13 protein-coding genes and 1 tRNA gene are annotated in these 17,016 nt (G+C 62.7%); 8 read left to right on the forward strand and 6 right to left on the reverse strand.

Annotation, left to right across the window (positions count from 1 at the left end; all coding sequences use genetic code 11):
• Positions 1 to 59: 59 nt before the first annotated feature.
• The 4 genes from WC729_RS01115 (at position 60) to WC729_RS01130 (ending at position 4,177) form a co-directional block, all read left to right on the forward strand.
• A complete protein-coding gene (locus WC729_RS01115; RefSeq protein ID WP_372848669.1) occupies positions 60 to 1,526 on the forward strand; it encodes a caspase domain-containing protein in 1,467 nt (488 codons plus the stop codon).
• The gene (locus tag WC729_RS01120; protein ID WP_372848671.1) at positions 1,526 to 2,872 is read left to right on the forward strand and encodes a hypothetical protein; all 1,347 of its coding nucleotides are present in this window, start codon (positions 1,526 to 1,528) and stop codon (positions 2,870 to 2,872) included. The genes WC729_RS01115 and WC729_RS01120 overlap by 1 nt, the downstream gene beginning before the upstream one ends.
• The gene (locus WC729_RS01125; protein ID WP_372848673.1) at positions 2,872 to 3,282 is read left to right on the forward strand and encodes a hypothetical protein; all 411 of its coding nucleotides are present in this window, start codon (positions 2,872 to 2,874) and stop codon (positions 3,280 to 3,282) included. Before WC729_RS01120 ends, WC729_RS01125 begins: the two co-directional genes overlap by 1 nt.
• A gap of 277 nt (positions 3,283 to 3,559) precedes the next feature.
• Entirely contained in the window at positions 3,560 to 4,177 is a 618-nt protein-coding gene (locus tag WC729_RS01130; RefSeq protein ID WP_372848675.1) for an SHOCT domain-containing protein, read from the forward strand.
• A 516-nt stretch (positions 4,178 to 4,693) separates the two neighbouring features.
• Here the strand turns inward: WC729_RS01130 and lepA are convergent.
• Positions 4,694 to 6,505, reverse strand: coding sequence for a translation elongation factor 4 (gene lepA / locus WC729_RS01135; protein ID WP_372848677.1), 1,812 nt, complete (start codon positions 6,503 to 6,505; stop codon positions 4,694 to 4,696).
• A gap of 520 nt (positions 6,506 to 7,025) precedes the next feature.
• Between lepA and WC729_RS01140 the strand changes: the two genes are divergently transcribed.
• The 3 genes from WC729_RS01140 (at position 7,026) to WC729_RS01150 (ending at position 9,837) form a co-directional block, all read left to right on the forward strand.
• Complete coding sequence (locus WC729_RS01140) at positions 7,026 to 7,814, forward strand: penicillin-binding protein activator LpoB (protein WP_372848679.1); 789 nt, start codon at positions 7,026 to 7,028, stop codon at positions 7,812 to 7,814.
• A 126-nt stretch (positions 7,815 to 7,940) separates the two neighbouring features.
• A complete protein-coding gene (locus WC729_RS01145) occupies positions 7,941 to 8,483 on the forward strand; it encodes a peroxiredoxin (RefSeq protein WP_372848681.1) in 543 nt (180 codons plus the stop codon).
• A 58-nt stretch (positions 8,484 to 8,541) separates the two neighbouring features.
• A complete protein-coding gene (locus WC729_RS01150; protein WP_372848683.1) occupies positions 8,542 to 9,837 on the forward strand; it encodes an FAD-dependent oxidoreductase in 1,296 nt (431 codons plus the stop codon).
• A gap of 50 nt (positions 9,838 to 9,887) precedes the next feature.
• Here the strand turns inward: WC729_RS01150 and WC729_RS01155 are convergent.
• The 4 genes from WC729_RS01155 to WC729_RS01170 all read right to left on the reverse strand — a co-directional run bounded on the left by WC729_RS01155 (position 9,888) and on the right by WC729_RS01170 (position 11,814).
• Positions 9,888 to 9,964: transfer RNA gene (locus tag WC729_RS01155), tRNA-Pro, on the reverse strand.
• A 143-nt stretch (positions 9,965 to 10,107) separates the two neighbouring features.
• Positions 10,108 to 10,761 carry an NAD-dependent dehydratase gene (locus tag WC729_RS01160; RefSeq protein ID WP_372848685.1) on the reverse strand — a complete coding sequence of 218 codons (654 nt, stop codon included), beginning with the start codon at positions 10,759 to 10,761 and terminating at the stop codon, positions 10,108 to 10,110.
• Between the two features lie 87 nt (positions 10,762 to 10,848).
• Positions 10,849 to 11,301 carry a MarR family winged helix-turn-helix transcriptional regulator gene (locus WC729_RS01165; protein WP_372848687.1) on the reverse strand — a complete coding sequence of 151 codons (453 nt, stop codon included), beginning with the start codon at positions 11,299 to 11,301 and terminating at the stop codon, positions 10,849 to 10,851.
• 102 nt (positions 11,302 to 11,403) lie between these two features.
• Positions 11,404 to 11,814: an Ohr family peroxiredoxin gene (locus WC729_RS01170; protein ID WP_372848689.1), complete on the reverse strand. Its 411-nt coding sequence runs from the start codon at positions 11,812 to 11,814 to the stop codon at positions 11,404 to 11,406.
• 392 nt (positions 11,815 to 12,206) lie between these two features.
• On the opposite strand from WC729_RS01170, the gene WC729_RS01175 reads away from it, so the two are divergent.
• A complete protein-coding gene (locus WC729_RS01175; protein ID WP_372848691.1) occupies positions 12,207 to 12,410 on the forward strand; it encodes an integrase core domain-containing protein in 204 nt (67 codons plus the stop codon).
• 276 nt (positions 12,411 to 12,686) lie between these two features.
• Here WC729_RS01175 and WC729_RS01180 read toward each other — a convergent pair whose 3' ends face one another.
• Entirely contained in the window at positions 12,687 to 16,952 is a 4,266-nt protein-coding gene (locus tag WC729_RS01180; RefSeq protein WP_372848693.1) for an RHS repeat domain-containing protein, read from the reverse strand.
• Positions 16,953 to 17,016 lie beyond the last annotated feature (64 nt).

Consider the following 17,016-nt stretch of genomic DNA (forward strand, 5'->3'; position numbering starts at 1 on the left):
TCTTGACAATTCGATCGCGCTGCACGCGAGTGTAGGCAGCTTCCGGGGGCGGAGTCGCCGTGCGCATATTGATCCTGATTGTCCTCATGCTGACAACGGCGACCTCTGCTCATGCAGGTCGTCGTGTGGCGCTTATCGTTGCCAACGCAAAATATCAGACAATGATGCCGCTCAAGACACCGGTATCGGACGCGAAGCTCGTTAGTGCTGCTCTGACCGCGATCGGCTTCGATAAGGTCGATGTCGCGATCGATCTGCCGCGGACAGAGCTGATCAAGAAATTGCAGGTGTTCGCTGTCGAATCGGAAGGCGCGGACATCGCGTTGGTCTATTATTCGGGGCACGGCCTCGGTTACGCCGACAATAATTATCTGATCCCCGTCGATGCTTCGATTCAAAAGGAGCAGGATGTCGACTTGCAGGCAATACCCGCAACCGCCGCGATGCCGGCATCCCCCCTGACGAAGTTAAGAATTCTCGTGCTGGATTCCAGTTGCAACAATCCGTTTTCAGACGCTCGAGCACGAGGCTTCCGTCTAAGGCTTGCCGGAGACTCGCTGACAGCATTCTCGTGTGAGGCCGGCGCTTCCTCCGCTGACGGTGATACTAACAGCCCCTATGCTCAGGCATTTGTCAGCCGTCTCGTCGAGCCGGGGACCGAGATTTCCATGATGTTCCGGAAGATCAGGGACGACGTCAGTGCGGCCACTGGCGGCGTTCAGCGGCCGACGACGGTCGGTAACCTGTCAAATGCAGAGTGGTTTCTAAACCCGGTTTCTACGATCAAGGTTGTTTCGATACCGCCTGGGCCTCCGTCGCGCCGTATTGCGCTGGTCATCGGCAACGATGCCTATGACGACAAGTTGGGGCGCCTGTCGAATGCCGCCAATGATAGCAAGCTCATCGCAAGAGTGCTCACAGCTGCCGGTTTTGACGTCGAGTTGGTTTTGAATGCCGATCAGAGGGAGATGAAAAGAGCGATTATGAATTTGGGTGAAAGATTGAGCAAATCTGGTCGTGGGGCTGTCGGTCTATTCTATTATGCAGGACACGGCGTCCAGTCGGGCGGGAGCAACTATCTTATCCCGATCAGGGCAGATATCGCCCGCGAGGCCGATGTGGACCTTGAAGCCGTACCGGGCGATGCCGCGATCCGTCAGATGTCGGGCGCTGACGTCTCGGCTGGCATCGCCATCTTCGATGCCTGTCGCGATATGCCGTTATTGAAGAGCTTCGGGGACGGACACGCTGGCCTTGCCACACCGAAAACCCCCTCCAAGACTTTTGTCGCGTTTTCGACCGCCCCTGATGCCGTCGCCTCGGACGGTGGCGGCGACTATGGGCCATTCGCAACCGCGCTGGCATCGGCAATCGCGCGGCCGGGGCTTTCGATCGACGATGCCTTCCGGGAAGTTCGCAAACAGGTCATGGGCGCCACGCACAACAACCAGATTCCCTGGAACGGGTCGACCTTGATCGATGAGTTCCTTTTCAGCCCCGACTCTGCGCATCGCAAAACCGGATGATGACCATGGGCCGCGCGATCAGCGCTGTGTTTGTGCTTCTGGCTTTGGCGTTCCTGGGCCTTCCCCAAGGAGCGCGCGCGGAATCGCCCGAGAAGGTTGCGCTGATCATCGTCAACACGAACTACGCGACATCGGGACTCCCTAATGGCGATCGAGCGGCTGCAGTCGACCTGTCCGCGGCTCTCACACGTGCCGGATTTTCGTCAGTGGAACTGATCGAAAATGCCGACGTCTCGAGTCTGAGAAAGAAGATCTACGCGTTTCGCGCTCTTTCTGAGTCTGCTCAGGTCGCGATCGTTTCCTATTCCGGGGTTACGGTAAATTCGGGCGGTGAGACGTTCCTTCTCCCGCCTGCCGCAAAGATCGACCGGGCATCCGATCTGAGCTTCGAGGCGATCCCGATCGATCTGCTCTCCGAGGCGGCGGGCAGTGCCGTCTCGAGTGTCCTTTTGCTGGACGCTGTTGTCGGTCATCCCATCGACAAGAGCACCGACTATTGCATGACCCGCATCAATTGCGAGAACGGCCGAAGCCGCGGGCTTGCAAGGGTCACCAGCTACCGCAACAGCTACGCGGTCTATTCCGCAGCAAAGGCCGGCGACCTTCCGCGACAGACCGTGGCGCGCAGTTTTGCGGAGCGGGTGGGAAATCCGGGCGTCGAACTGAGCGACATGTTGAACGGTATCAAGGGAGACCTGGATGCGGTTTCACATGGCCGCGCGCCCGTGATGCTGGTTGGAGCCAAGTCAACGGATGTTTTCTTGGGATCGGACGCCGTCGATATCGGCCCATTCCTGCCATGGCCAGCGCCCGCGCCCTCTTCGCTGGGAAATGTGAGCAGCACCCTCAAGCTGAGCGGTCACCTCAGCGACGTGGATGCCCAGGTGCAGAGACGGCTCGGCGCAAAGGGATATGAGGAGTTGAAATATTTCTCCGTGCCGGGAGGGTTCGCCATTTGCACGAAGCTGGAGCGGATAAACGAGGATGGATCTGCCGCGAAGGACCGCTGGATGGTGGGGAAGCAGGCTTCTCAGGGCGGCTTCCTCGACTATTTCCGCAAGTTGATCGAGGGTGAGCGCGGCCTCTTCCGAACCATGGTGCTCGTCGTGACGGACCAGCCGATCCGTCCGGCCGGCTATCAGGCGAGCGATCAGGACGTCAAACGCTGGCGTTCAACGGGTGCGGCCGCGCTCGGCGTTACCGGCAAAGGAGTCGTCAGGCCCGGAACTCAGGCGTGGTTGCTTGTCTATGAGTTCGAAACGGATCGGAGTAAGAACAAGTCGGTGAGAGCTGTCGCGGATGCTCACTTGCCCTTTGCGCGGCATGCGCGCGCTGCAGGCTTTTGATGACACGCGAGGCAGCGCTGCGACTGCTTTTTGCGATCTGGCTGGTGATGGCCCTCACGGCGGCGGCCCTGCTCACGGCGCAGACGATTGCCGACAAGTATGGCGATGATGACGGGCTCGCGTGGAACTGGCTTCTCGCTCAACTCGCGCCGACCCTTTCCCTCCTTCTGGCGGCCGTATTTTCCGATCCGAGCACTCGGTGGAAGCACGGTGTCGCGAACCCGTTTCGCGTGCGGAGCGCGCTGGCCCTGTCGCTGCTTCAGGGGGCGGCGATCGCGGCCATCATGTTCGTCGAGCCATTGGTCGGACTTTCTCCGTTCGACCTGTTTGACAAGACCGGCATCATCCTAGCATTGCTGCAGGGGGCGGTAGTGGCAGCCGTCGGATCGGTAGTCTTCGATGGCCGGTAGCGATGGGAGCCCCGGTGACGCCCCGGTGACAGTCCACTCAATTGACACCAGCGAGTATCGCGTCCGGGGTTACAGGTTACGGTGCGGGTTACGGTGACACTCGGGTTACGGTGACACTCCACTTAATTGCCCAGCGACCGGTGCGATATGCGACCTGCCCGAGGTAACAGGCCGATCTGCCGATCGAACGGTCGGTGGCGGTCCGGCGCGTGATTGTCCGCCTGCAGCACTTGCTTTAGGTTCACCGCCGCGTCGCCCCCGGCGCGGGGGAACAGCCATGCCAGCCAAACCGTCCTACCGTCCCTGGCGGACGGCGCTGGGCATGTTGCTTCCGCTCAGCCTCGGCCTGGGCTTCTTTGTCGCGGGGATAGGCACGACGATGTGGGCGCCCGTCACCAGCTGGGCCGCTGGGCCATTTTGTTCGGGCAAGGTCATCGACGATTCGGATTATTACACCACGCCGTCCGGCGGGAGCGGTGTGCACCGCCACATTGTTTGCGTCACCGGCGAGGGGAAGGAAGAGACGCGCGACGACATCACCTTTGACGGGATCGCGATCGCCTTTCCGCTCTATTCGGCGCTGATCTTCGCTGCTCTGCTGATCTTCGCCGCGCCGCGCATGCGTCGCAAGGCCGAGGCGCGCGACACCTGGTCGAGCTTCGGCGACTTCACCGCCGGAAACGACGGGACCCCGCAGGACCTCCAGAATATGGCAGGGCTCATCGCGGCGGCAATGCGGCAAGGCAATGTCACGGTGGGCACGATGACCATGGATTCGCCGCCACACGGCACACTGGCTGCCCGGCTGGCCGAGCTCCAACAGCTGCACGAGAGCGGCTTGATCAGCGACGCCGACTACGAGGCCAAAAAGGCGGACATTCTGTCGGGCCTTTGACGTCGCGCTCACTCTGGTGACGGCCCACTCAATGGGTAGCGCGCGATAGCGGCGCACCGTTGACGCGTCTATTCCGTGGACGGGCACGGAACCCGTCGCTCGATTCAACCTTCCGTTCGGCCATGGCGCGCACCCGCCATGGACGATCCAGCCCCCTCAATATCCCATCCATGCGCGCGTTTGAATCAAGCAGCGGTAATTCCGGCGCGAATTCGTCGCGAACAGCGGAAAATAGTGCCGCATTTCGACGCGTTTTTCCGCTGTTATGGCGTAACAGGGAAAACGGGTATCAAGTCATTGAATTCGCGCGCTGATTTTCGCCCGAAAATCCAACTTAACAGCGGAAGAAAAAATAAAGGTGGAAAAATCGCGCCTGATACCGGGTGGCGCCGCGGCAAAGCCGCGTCGTCGGACGACCCGGTCGAGGGCAAGCTCGACCGGTCGCCGGCCGGGCTGGCGCTGATCCTCGCCCAGTTCGGCGATTGCTGGCGCAATCCCCTCACTGGTCTCGGGCGCTCAGCCCTCGTCGCCCATCCGCAACGCCGCGATAAACGCCTCCTGCGGAATGCTCACAGAGCCATATTCCCGCATCCGCTTCTTGCCCTCTTTCTGCTTGTCGAGCAGCTTGCGCTTCCGGCTGGCATCGCCGCCGTAGCACTTGGCCGTCACGTCCTTACGCAGCGCCGCGATCGTCTCGCGCGCGATCACCTTGCCGCCGATCGCGGCCTGGATCGGGATCTTGAACAGGTGCCGCGGGATCAGGTCTTTCAGCCGCTCGCACATGCCGCGCCCGCGCGCCTCGGCGGTGCCGCGGTGCACGATCATGCTCAGCGCATCGACCGGCTCGTTGTTCACCAGGATGCTCATCTTGACCAGGTCGCCCTCGCGATAGCCGATCTGGTGATAGTCGAAGCTGGCATAGCCGCGGCTGATGCTCTTCAGCCGGTCGTAGAAATCGAACACCACTTCGTTGAGCGGCAGCTCGTAGGTCGCCTGCGCGCGGCCGCCGACATAGGTCAGGTTCTTCTGGATGCCGCGCCGGTCCTGGCACAGCTTCAGGATGCTGCCGAGATATTCGTCGGGCACATAGATCACGGCCTCGATCCACGGCTCCGCGATGCTCGCGATGCGGCTCGGGTCGGGCATGTCCGCCGGGTTGTGCAGCTCGAGATGCCCCGCGCCATGCGCCAGCTCGATCTCGTACACCACCGACGGCGCGGTGGTGATCAGGTCGAGGTCGTATTCGCGGGTCAGCCGCTCCTGGATGATCTCGAGGTGCAGCAGCCCGAGGAACCCGCAGCGGAAGCCGAAGCCCAAGGCCGCGCTGGTCTCCATCTCGAAGCTGAAGCTCGCATCGTTCAGCCGCAGCTTGGAAATGCTCTCGCGCAGTTTCTCGAAGTCGTTGGCGTCGACCGGGAACAGCCCGCAGAACACCACCGGCTGGACTTCCTTGAAGCCGGGCAGCGGCTCGGCGGCGGGCCGCTTCGCGTCGGTGATGGTGTCGCCGACGCGGGTCTGCGCCACTTCCTTGATCTGCGCGGTGATGAAACCGATCTCGCCGACCGCCAGCTCGTTCAGCTGCTCGATTTTCGGCCGGAAACAGCCGACGCGGTCGACCAGATGCAGGGTGCCGGTCTGCATGAACTTGATCTGCTGGCCCTTTTTCAGGACGCCGGCCATCACGCGGATCAGGATGACGACGCCGAGATAAGGGTCGTACCAGCTGTCGATCAGCATCGCCTTCAGCGGCGCGTCGATATCGCCCTTGGGCGGCGGGATGCGCGTGACGACCGCTTCCAGCACGTCCTTGATGCCGATCCCGGCCTTGGCCGAGGTCAGCACCGCGTTGGACGCGTCCAGGCCGATCACTTCCTCGATCTCGGCCTTCACCTTGTCCGGGTCGGCCGCGGGCAGATCGATCTTGTTGATGACGGGCACGATCTCATGGTCATGCTCGATCGACTGATAGACATTGGCGAGCGTCTGCGCCTCGACGCCCTGCGCAGCGTCGACCACCAGCAGCGCGCCCTCGCACGCGGCCAGGCTGCGGCTCACTTCATAGGCGAAATCGACATGCCCCGGCGTGTCCATCAGGTTCAGCTCGTAATCGAGCCCGTCCTTCGCCTTGTAGCGCAGGCGCACGGTCTGCGCCTTGATGGTGATGCCGCGCTCGCGCTCGATATCCATATTGTCGAGCACCTGCTCGGACATCTCGCGGTCGGTAAGGCCGCCGGTCTCCTGGATCAGCCGATCGGCAAGCGTGGACTTGCCGTGATCGATATGCGCGATGATCGAGAAGTTGCGGATTCGGGAAAGGTCGGTCGACATGATCGGCGGGCGTTAGCAGGCGAGGCGCAGATTGCGAAGAGGGCGCGCGCGACTCAGAGTCCGTCCGAGAAGTGGGCGGTTGAGGGCTGGCGAGGGATTTTGGGTGCCGGAAAGGAGCGGTCGCCGCCTCGATGCCGGGGCATCGTGGCTAGATCGCGACGCCTCCGGCGCGCAAAAGACCCGCCAGACCGACCCGCAGCACTTCTCGGACGGACTCTCAACGCCGCCCCCTCTCCCCGGCCCCCTTTGGTCGCCCCCATCGCTCGTCCGTCGACTCTCCGTCGCACCCGCCTTCACCGTGCATCCGCCGGGCGCCTAGAGCCGTATCTGACGACGCCGACGAGAGGCGCTTCGGCCGGGACGCAAGGGTGATGGCAATCATTACTTATGCTGTCATCCGCCGCGAAGTGCCTAGCGCGGGTATCGGGGCAGTGCTAATATTGGCGCTGTCACGGGGTCGCACCATCGTTGAACGCTCGTACCCGGGAGAACAGGGCGAGCGAGGACTTAGGGGATCACCATGCGTATTTTCCTGACCAGTGCCGCGCTCGGCGCGCTCGCTGCCGCTTTCACCGCCACGCCCGCTGTCGCCAAGGACAAGGGGTCGTCGGCCTATCAGATGCAGAAGAACGGCGAGCTCAACATTCCCGTCTGCCGCAAGCGGATCGGCACCATCGCGATCGTCGATCCCGACAATCAATGGTGGCGCGAATATAATCTCGGCAGCCCGGAGGCGATCATCAAGGTGTTTGTCCAGAAATCCGGCTGCTTCGGCCTCGTCAATCGCGGCCGCTCGATGGCCAGCCGCAACATGGAACGCGCCATGGCCGACACCGGCGAGCTGCAGGACGGCTCGAACCTCGGCAAGGGCCAGGTGAAGGCAGCCGATTATTTCCTCCAGCCTGATATCGTCACCGCCAACAACCGCTCGGGCGGCGGCGGCGCGGGTGCCGCGCTCGGCGGCTTCCTCGGCCGCGGCGGCGGCCTGCTCGGCGGCCTCGGCGCGATCGCCGGCGGCATCAACGTCAACAAGAAGGAAGCGGCGGTGACCCTGTCGGTCGTCAACGCCCGCACCACCGAGGAAGAGGCGCTGACCGAGGGCCATGCCCGCAAGTCCGACGTCAGCTTCGGCGGCGGCGGCGCGGTGTTCGGCGGCGGCGCATTCGGCGGTGCCGGCGGCGGCGGCTATCAGGATACCGCGATCGGCCAGGTCATCGTGCTTGCCTATCTCGACGCCTATATCAAGCTGGTCAGCCAGCTCGGCGGCCTGCCCGAAAATGCCGCGGACGCAGCACCGCTCGCGAAATAAGGCTGGTCTTCGGACCGCTTTGGAAGGTCGCCGCGTCCCTAGCGCGGCGGCCTTTTTCGTGATGGTGCCGCACCCTCGGGCGGAGTAAGACGCGCGTGCCCTCCGGCCTCTTTAGGGAAGACTCACATGAAGCTCGCTGCCGCCGCTGCCCTGCTCGCCTCTTTCGCTCTCGCCGTCCCCGCCAACGCCGCGCTTCCCGTCGGGGCCAAGGCGCCCGACTTCACCACCCAGGCGGCGCTCGGCGGCAAGCAGTTCAACTTCGCACTCAAGTCCGCGCTGCGCAAAGGCCCGGTGGTCCTCTATTTCTTCCCCGCCGCCTTCACCAAGGGCTGCACGATCGAGGCGCATGAATTCGCCCTCGCCGCGTCCGAGTTCCAGAAGAACGGCGCGACGCTGATCGGCCTCTCCGCCGATCCGATCGCCAAGCTCGCCGATTTCTCCAAGGTCGAATGCCGCGACGCCTTCCCGGTCGGCGTGGCCAAGCCCGCGACGATCAGCGGCTATGACGTGCATATCGGCAAGGGCGAGCGGGTGATGACCAACCGCACCTCCTATGTCATCGCGCCCAACGGCAAGATCATCTTCGTCCATTCGGAGATGAGCCCCGCCGGCCACGTCACCGGCACCATGGCCGCGGTCAAGGCCTGGCGCGCCAAGCGCCGCGGCTGAGCGCTTCCCCCAACCCCCGCTCCTCGCTAGCATCTTGCAAAACAACGAGGAGCGGGCCTTGCGTCACATCGCGATCATCGGTTCCGGCCCGGCGGGCTATTACACCGCCGAGGCCTGTCAGAAGACCTTCGGCGACGACGTCCGCGTCGACATCATTGACCGCCTCCCCGTCCCCTACGGCCTGATCCGCACCGGCGTCGCGCCCGACCATCAGTCGATCAAGGGCGTCTCGCGCCGCTACGAGGCAGTCGCGCTCACCGATAACGTCCGCTTCGTCGGCAATGTCAGCGTCGGCCGCGACGTCACCATCGCCGAGCTGGGCGACCTCTACGACGCCGTCGTCCTCGCGACCGGCGCCCCCGCCGACAAGCCGCTCGGCGTGCCCGGCGACGATCTCCCCGGCGTGGTCGGCTCCGCGGCGTTCGTCGGCTGGTACAACGGCCATCCCGATTTCGCCGGCCTCAACCCCTCGCTCCACGGCCCCGGCGCCGTGGTGGTCGGCGCCGGCAATGTCGCGCTCGACGTCGCCCGCATCCTCGCCAAGGCGGAAAGCGAGTTCGCCGGATCGGACATTGTCGGGCACGCGCTCGACCATCTCGGCACCGCGACGCATGACCGCATCACCATCCTCGCCCGGCGCGGCCCCCACCAGATCGCGATGACTCCCAAGGAGCTGGGCGAGCTCGGCCACCTCACCCGCGCCGTCCCCCATGTCGACCCGGCCGATCTCCCCCCGCTCGAAGAGGATGCCGCGCTCGATCCGGGCCAGCGCAAGTCGGTCACCCACCTGCGCGACTTCGCGACGCGCACCGACCGCAAGCAGATCGACATCGAGTTCGACTTCTACGCCATGCCCCTCCGCGTCGAAGGCGACGGCAAGGCCGAGCGCGTGATCGTCGAGCGCACCGCGATCGACGCCGAAGGCCGCGCTTTGGGCACAGGCGAGACCTATGCGATCCCCGCGGGCCTCGTGATCAGCTGCATCGGCTATCGCACCCCGCCGATCGAGGGCGTGCCCTATGACGACAAGCTCGGCCGCTTCGCCAATACGGATGGCCGGATCGGCCCCGGCCTCTACGCCGTCGGCTGGGCCCGGCGCGGGCCGACCGGCACGATCGGCACCAACCGCCCCGACGGCTTCCTGATCGCCGAACACATCGCCGCCGATCTCTCGGATGACAGCGGCAAGGCCGGCCGCACTGGCCTCGACTCGCTGCTCGGCAGTCGCAATGTCGACGTCGTCACCTTCCGCGACTGGCAGAAGATCGAAGCGGCGGAGACCGCCCGCGCCCGCGACGGCGCCCCGCGCGAGAAGTTCACCAGTATCGAGGACATGCTCGGCGCGAGAAGCTGATCGGGGCGCTCATCCTTCCCGCGAGAAACCGCCGGGAAGGAAAGCTGCAATGGTCGGGGCGATAGGATTCGAACCTACGACCCCTGGACCCCGAGACCAGTGCGCTACCAGACTGCGCCACGCCCCGACACATTGCAGGGGGGTGCGCCTAGCGGGCCAACGACCGGCGATCAAGACAAAAAGATCGGATCGAATGGGGCTGCAGGCATTGCGCGCTCGGCCAGCGCGGGAGAGGCGGCATGCAGGGTGCGCGGTCTTCCCGGTCGCGCCTCAGCCACGACCGGCGGCAGCCAGCGCAATCTCCCGCGAACTGATGACGTGCCGCCCCGCTTTGCCCTGCAACGCCGCCTCGACCAGCAGCGCCGCGACGGTCGCAGCGGGGCTGGTGCGGGCGCCGGCCGGCAGGATCGGCGCGGCGATGTCGAGCAGCCGGCCGATCGTCTTCTCCATCGGTCTGTGCTCGCTGCGCTCCCCACCGAGGAAACCCGGACGCACGATCGTCAGCGACGCGAAACCAAGCCGATCGACCGCGTCCTCGAGCTCGCCCTTGGTGCGGGGATAGCGGAACCATGACCGCGCATCCGCCCCCATCGAAGAGGTCAGCGCAAAGCAGGTCGCGCCGCCCTTGCGGACCTGCGCCGCGATGGCGAGCGCAAAGTCATAGTCGATGGCACGATAGGCCGCGGCCGATCCGGCATTCGCCCGCGTCGTCCCCAGCGCAGAGATGGCGCTATCCACCGCCCACCACGCGGCATCGAGCGGCAGGTCGTCGCTGGTCACGATCGGGTTCAGCAGTTTCGCATGTGGCACAAGCGGCCGGCGCGTCGGCGCGACCACCTGAGTCGCCCGCGCGTCCTCCAGCACCAGCGCCAGCGCCGCCGTGCCGACCATGCCCGTGGCGCCCGCCAGGAGAAGCTTTGTCATGGCCGTGTGTCTAGCAGCCGGCGGGTGGAGATATAAGGCCGCCTATTGTTCGGGGACACTATACTAATTTCTAACCCCAACCTTCGGCTATGCCTTGGTCGAGCTCAGCAGATTGTCGCGCAGCCTGGCGATCGTCTGCTGCACCTTGGCGAAATCATCGCCAAGACCCGTCGCGTCGATCAGCCTGGCGGCGCTGTTCTCAACCTCCCGCTGCAGCTTCCGGCCCGCGGCCGTCACATTGACGCGGACCTGGCGTTCGTCGGTCGGATCGCGCCGGCGCTCGACCAGACCGAGCTGCTCCAGTTTCTTGAGGATCGGCGTCAGCGTGTTGGATTCGAGGAACAGCTTGTCGCCCACGTCGCCGACCGTCTGGCCGTCCTCCTCGCCCAACGCGACCAGAGTCACATATTGAGTGTAGGTCAGGCCCAGCTTGTCGAGGATCGGCCGATATGCCCTGCCAAAGGCGAGGTTGGCCGAATAGACGGCGAAGCAGAGGAAATCGCCGAGCTTGGTCGCAGGGGCGGCGGATTGGCGGGTCATCGTCTTGCTCCGGTCGATAGGCACCCGGTCTAAAGCGCATCCGATTGAATCGGAAGGGCTCGGACGGCGCCGAGGGGGCGCCGTCCGGCCAGGGCGGTCAGCTCAGGCGAAAGCGGGCTCGAGCACGGTCACCTGGACATCGATATTGCCGCGGGTCGCCTTCGAATAGGGGCAGATCTCATGGGCGTGATCGACCAGCTCGCGGGCCAGGTCGATGTCGATGCCGGGCACGGTGACGTCGAGCTTGGCGCGCAGGAAGAATTCGCCGGCCTCCATCACCAGGTCGATCGTGGCGTCTACCGACGGGGCTTCGGGCAGCGTGACCTTCTTCTGGGCGGCGGCCAGACCGATCGCGCCCATGAAGCAGCCCGACCAGGCCGCGCCGAAGAAATTTTCCGCGGCAGGATGCGGATCAGACAGCTGGAGGTCGAGGAAGCCATCAGCGCTGCGGGTATAGCCGTTGGCGCCGCCGACATTGTGCGTGGTTCCGGAATAGATGGTCTTGGCAGTCATGGTCAGTCCTTTCGGTTGATGGTTTAACTCGTACCCGATTACATCGGATGCGATCTATCTAAGTGAGTCGCGGAAAAGAGTCAAGTGCGATTCAATCGGACACGATATAAATGAATCCGGTCGCGCTTACGCACGGGCGAACTCGCGCTTCTGGAGCGCACCCTAGGCTGAGACAGTAAAATTAGGGACAGCCCTTGGTCGCGACTGAAGTGAAGTGCACCCTTGGAGTGAGACACGGTAATTGGGTGACACGGTTGCCTGAGGAGGGATCGTGTCGGAACGAACACAGGGATATTCACGTCAGAGTTCAAGGAGCGGGCGGTGTTGCGCCTGGAAGGCGGCGAGCAGCCTACGACGCTGGCGGCCGAGCTCAGTGTGCGACGCAAGCTGTTGTGGAAGGCTTACCGGGAGCACGGCGTGGCCGACTTCAACCCGCGCACGCCCGGCGTGACATCGGCCGGTTCATCGACACCGTCTACAACACCCAGCGCCCCCACTCCGCACTCGGATACAAGTCGCCGGTCGAATTCGAAGCCGAACTCGGCCTCTCCAACAACCCATCAAGCTATGGCAATATCGACCTGTCACTCAACTAGCTGTGTCTCAATACAGGGGTGCATTCCACCTAATCCGAGCTTTCATCTCTCGGAGGGTATGGAATAAGCCGGCTTCCAAAAAAAACCACGACACAGATAGCGACACCTACCCAACCGGCGCCGGGGCTGCGCTCGAATAGTTTGGCCACCAATATCGTCGCAATGATTAATAAGACCGGAACGACAACCCATCGCGATGTGACAGCGATCCATAACTTTCTAGAAAATACTGGCACAGGCACCGCCATTTTCCTTCTCTTAACCTTAAACATCGCTCTATGGGCAAATAAGGGCCTCTTGAGCTTGCAATTTAGCAATTCTTGCATTTAGAGCCGCCATTTGAGCCTGACTTCTTCCAGCTTCCGAGGAAGCAAACATACCGTAAGCAGTCAACCCCACTGTGATACCAACATTCGCGGCGCGCCCCAAGCCTAGAAGAGATCCAACCCTGGAACCCAAAGTCGGTGCTCCACGAAGTTTCGCCTGCGCGCCATCTGCAGCGATTCCTATTCCTAGATAGGCCAAGGCATCAGAGACCCCACTCGCCTCTGAATAATTCATTGCAGCTGTGCTTAGATCATTCTTAAGAGCATCTACGTTAGACCATCTCCATGTATTTGCAATGTGTCCCGGAAGGTCCTTTTTTGCCTTATCAGAAGCTTTGTTTATATTTTTGCAAAATTCAGAAGGGTTAGCAGTCACAACGATATCCGGGCCAATAGGTGGCTCATCTTGAGGAGCACCACCTGGCACGGGTACTCCTCTTACGTCCCCGGGAGACAAGGTAACTTGGCCATCCTCGTGCCAACCGCAATCCATTGCGTCTCCCACCCCGACACAGGCCCATACCAGTTTTAGGCCGCTCGGATCGGCAAAATTAACGGGATCGCCGCCGACGTAATTGTACCAGTTCATCCCATCTCCATAACCGATAGGGTCAGTCTGCATAAACCGACCGAGCTTGGCCGAGTAGATCCGCGCCTTGTAATAATAGAGATCGAACTCAGCCAAATAGGACTGCCCGGTAAACTGGAATCGTCCGATATTTCCGCTGCCCGGCACCCCATATTCGTCATAGGTATTGAGCCCTATCACGCCCCCCGAACCGTCCGTCACCGCGACGATCGAGCCGCGCTCGTCGGCGTGCAGCCAGCGCCGGTCGCTGGTGCCCGACCCTTCATACCAGACCAGAGGCTCGTCCGTCCCCGGGCCGTAGACATAGCGCTTCGTCAGCGCGCTGGCAGTGGTGTATTCCCCGATCATGTTCTGGCCGTCATAGCCGAACCTCGTGGTGCCGTTGATCTGGAAGAGCCGGAGCAACGGGTCATAATAGAGAACGTTGCTGCCTGGCCCCGTACGCAGCAGGTTTTCCGGGCTGTACGAATAGGTGTTCACACCAGTGCTGGCGAGATTGCCGCGCGCATCATAGGTGACCAGACCCGGGGGTGAGCCAGGGCCCACGGTCGTGACCTGGTTCAGGCCGTTGACCCCATAGGGCCGATCGACATTCGCCGCCGCCGTCCAGGAATAGGCATCGTTCGAGCGCGTCGTACCCGTGATCTGCCCGGCCGGATTCTGTCCGAAACCCAGGGTGAGGTCGTAGGTCGTGCCGGCGGGATTCTGCACCAGCGACGAAAGCTGCGAGGCGTTGTCGTAGCTGTAGCTGGTGGTCGTCCCGTTGCCCCGAGTCACTGCCGTCCGCCGGCCGAGATCGTCATAGCTGTAAGTCGCGAGCACACCGGCCCCGGAAGCCGCGCCGTTTTCCCGGATGGCGCTGACTTCCCCGGTCACCCGATAGTCGTACTTCACATAGAAGCCATCGGGCCAGTAGAGATGAGTCCGCCGACCGGCCGTATCGTAGAAGGAGCTGACGGTACCGACAGGCCCGGACTGAGTCAGGTTCCGGCCCAGCGCGTCATAGCTATAGGAGAGCGTCTGCCCAGACGTACCCGCCACCGTCAGCCGGCCGAGCAGGTCATATTGATAGCTCACTGAGGAGCCCACTTCCGGCACGGTCTTGGACGTGACACGATTGAGCGCATCATAGGCGAAATCGATATGCTGCGTGCTGTCGCTGGCATAGCCACGAAGCAGCCTGTTCGTGACATTGCTGTTCGGGTCATAGACAAGTTGCTCATAGTCCGTCGTCGAGCTGGTGCCGGCACCCGCTGTGACACTGGGGTAGCGCGTCTTCGAAAGACGATCGAAGCCGTCATATTCATAGGTGGTCGTATTACTCTGACCGTCGGTCACCGTCGCGGTCATGCCGTTGACGGTGTAGCTGATCGCCTCGCCCGCCTGGTCGGCAGTGCCGAAGGCACTCTGCACCAGCGTCGCCCGGTTGAGCGCATCATAGGTCGTCTTGGTGATGCGGTCCTGCCCCGCGCTTCCTGCGGTGCCGAGCGTGCAGGCCGATGACGGCAACGATCCCCAAGCCGCGTTGTTCATGCGGAGCGCGGTGCACTCCGGTCGGCCGAGTGCATCATAGCCATATTGCACTACCTGATAGGCGGTACCACCGGCGCTCACGACCGTCTTCGTCGTACGATCGTTGGCGTCGTAGGTCGGGGTCACCGTCTGGACGACGGTCATGCCGGTAAGGTCGCTCAGGCTGGTCCCCGTCACCGTGCCCGCCTCGCTCGTGATCAGCCGGTCGCCATCATAGGTCAGCCGGCTCGCACGCCGCTTGAGCGGGCCGCTATCGTCGGGGTCCGGGCCGATCGCCCCGATCGTGCGCCGCCTCGCGTCCCAGAAATAATAGGTCGTGTCAGCGGTACCGGCCAGCGGCCCATCCATCGAGACGAGATTGTCGAACTCGTCATAGGCATAGGTCGTCGTGCTGCTCACCGAGGAGTCGCCGGCCGCGACGGTGATCTGGGTCGGCAACAAATTGGCGCCGCCATTCCCCGTACCATAAGTGATGGTCGTCCGCGTCTCGTTCGGGCTGTTCGCGCAGGTCGCGGCGGTCGCGCACTGAGTGATCTGGGTGAGCTTCCACACCGGCGTATCGGCATCGACGAGCACGCCGGACACATTCCGAACCTTGGCATACAGCGACGTATAGCTGTAATTCACCTCGGGCCGCGGCTGGCCGCTGGCGGGCGCGGGACCCTGGACCCTGGTAAGCTCGCCGTGAACGGAGCTATAGCTATAGTCGGTCTGCTTGCCGTTCGGATCGACGGCGGTAAGCGGCTTCATGCAATATTTCAGCGTGGCGGCCGTGCAGCTCAGATCATAGGTCGAGGTGGCGACGATATCCGAAAGCCCCGAACCGCTCTTCGGTTTGCGGCGCGTTTCGATGACTCGCCCCAGCGAATCATAGTTGAACCACAACTGATCGCCTTCCGGGTAAATCGTCTTGATGAGACGATCGGCGGAATCATATTCGAAATTGGTGGTGTGGTTGAGCGCGTCGGTCTGCGAGGTGAGGCGCGCGGCGGTCAGCGGTATGTGATAGGTTTCGGTCGCACCAGTGGATTTGGTACGCGTGACGATCAACTCGTTGCTGGTCTGCGTATAGGTGTAGCTTGTGGTTACCCCGTGATGGGTAAGTGTCTGCACCTTGCCGTCCGAATAATAGGTGACCACATAATCGGCGTTGCCCTGATCGTCCTCTTCGACTTGAGCGGGGCCATTGATACCGAGCCGGACCTTGAATTCCTCGCTCAGCGGATCCTGGAAATTCCGTACGACCAGGCCGGTATTGTCGGTCGTCTCGGAGATGGCGAGGCTCGGCCACGGCTTGGTCAGTCCGGTGCAGGCGTCGGCCATCGGATCGCAATAATCGATGCTGCGGTCGATCGCGGTGACGCTGACGAGCTTGTTGAAGTCGGCGCCCGGAGTCTGGCTCGCATAGGTCGCCTTCAGCATGTAGCCGGTATTGGTCGTAATCGACTGGGGACGTTGGTAGGGTGTTACGGTGCAGAGGGGGGGCCCAAACCGGTTCGGAATGCAGTTCGTCAGGGTTTGGTCCGTCCGATAGTTCCAGGTCTTCGTCTCGCCGTTGGGTGAAGTCACCTTCGAAAGGCGCGACCACTCGCCACCATACCCCATTTGATTTGTAGGGCCTCCCGTGACGGTGCCTGCCACGGAGGGGACGAAATCATAAACCGTTCCATCCGGCGCGGTATACGTTGCAGTGCCGCTCGGATCCCTGACAAAGGTCGCACCATTCGCGATCTCGGGTTGAAAGACACCGTTCACGTCGGGGACAAAACGAAGCGAGCGCCCGTTGACGAAGACGACCGCGTTGAATGCATTGTGAAGCACCAGATTAGTGAAGGTCGATGAATCGATCTTGCCGGTCCAGATGTCGGCGAAGTTCACATTGCCGATGCCGACCGTCTGGGACTTCGTCGAAAATTTGCCGGTGGCAAGGTCAACGCCATTGCCGTCGGGCAACGGGCGGGTGGGCGTCGGCGCCGTAATCGTCTGGCCCAGCGCCGGAACCGCAACGCCGGCAGCGAGAATGGTGGTAACGGAAAGCGCGACACGGCGCATGAAAACACGGCGCGCGCGGATAGGCGTGGAAAATCGGCCCATGGGCTGTCTCCTGTTCTGATATCGTGAAAGAGGATCGCGCCTCTCAAAGGCGCTGGGCGCGACG

It is taken from the genome of Sphingomonas sp. (assembly GCF_041661825.1).
GTDB lineage: Bacteria > Pseudomonadota > Alphaproteobacteria > Sphingomonadales > Sphingomonadaceae > Sphingomonas.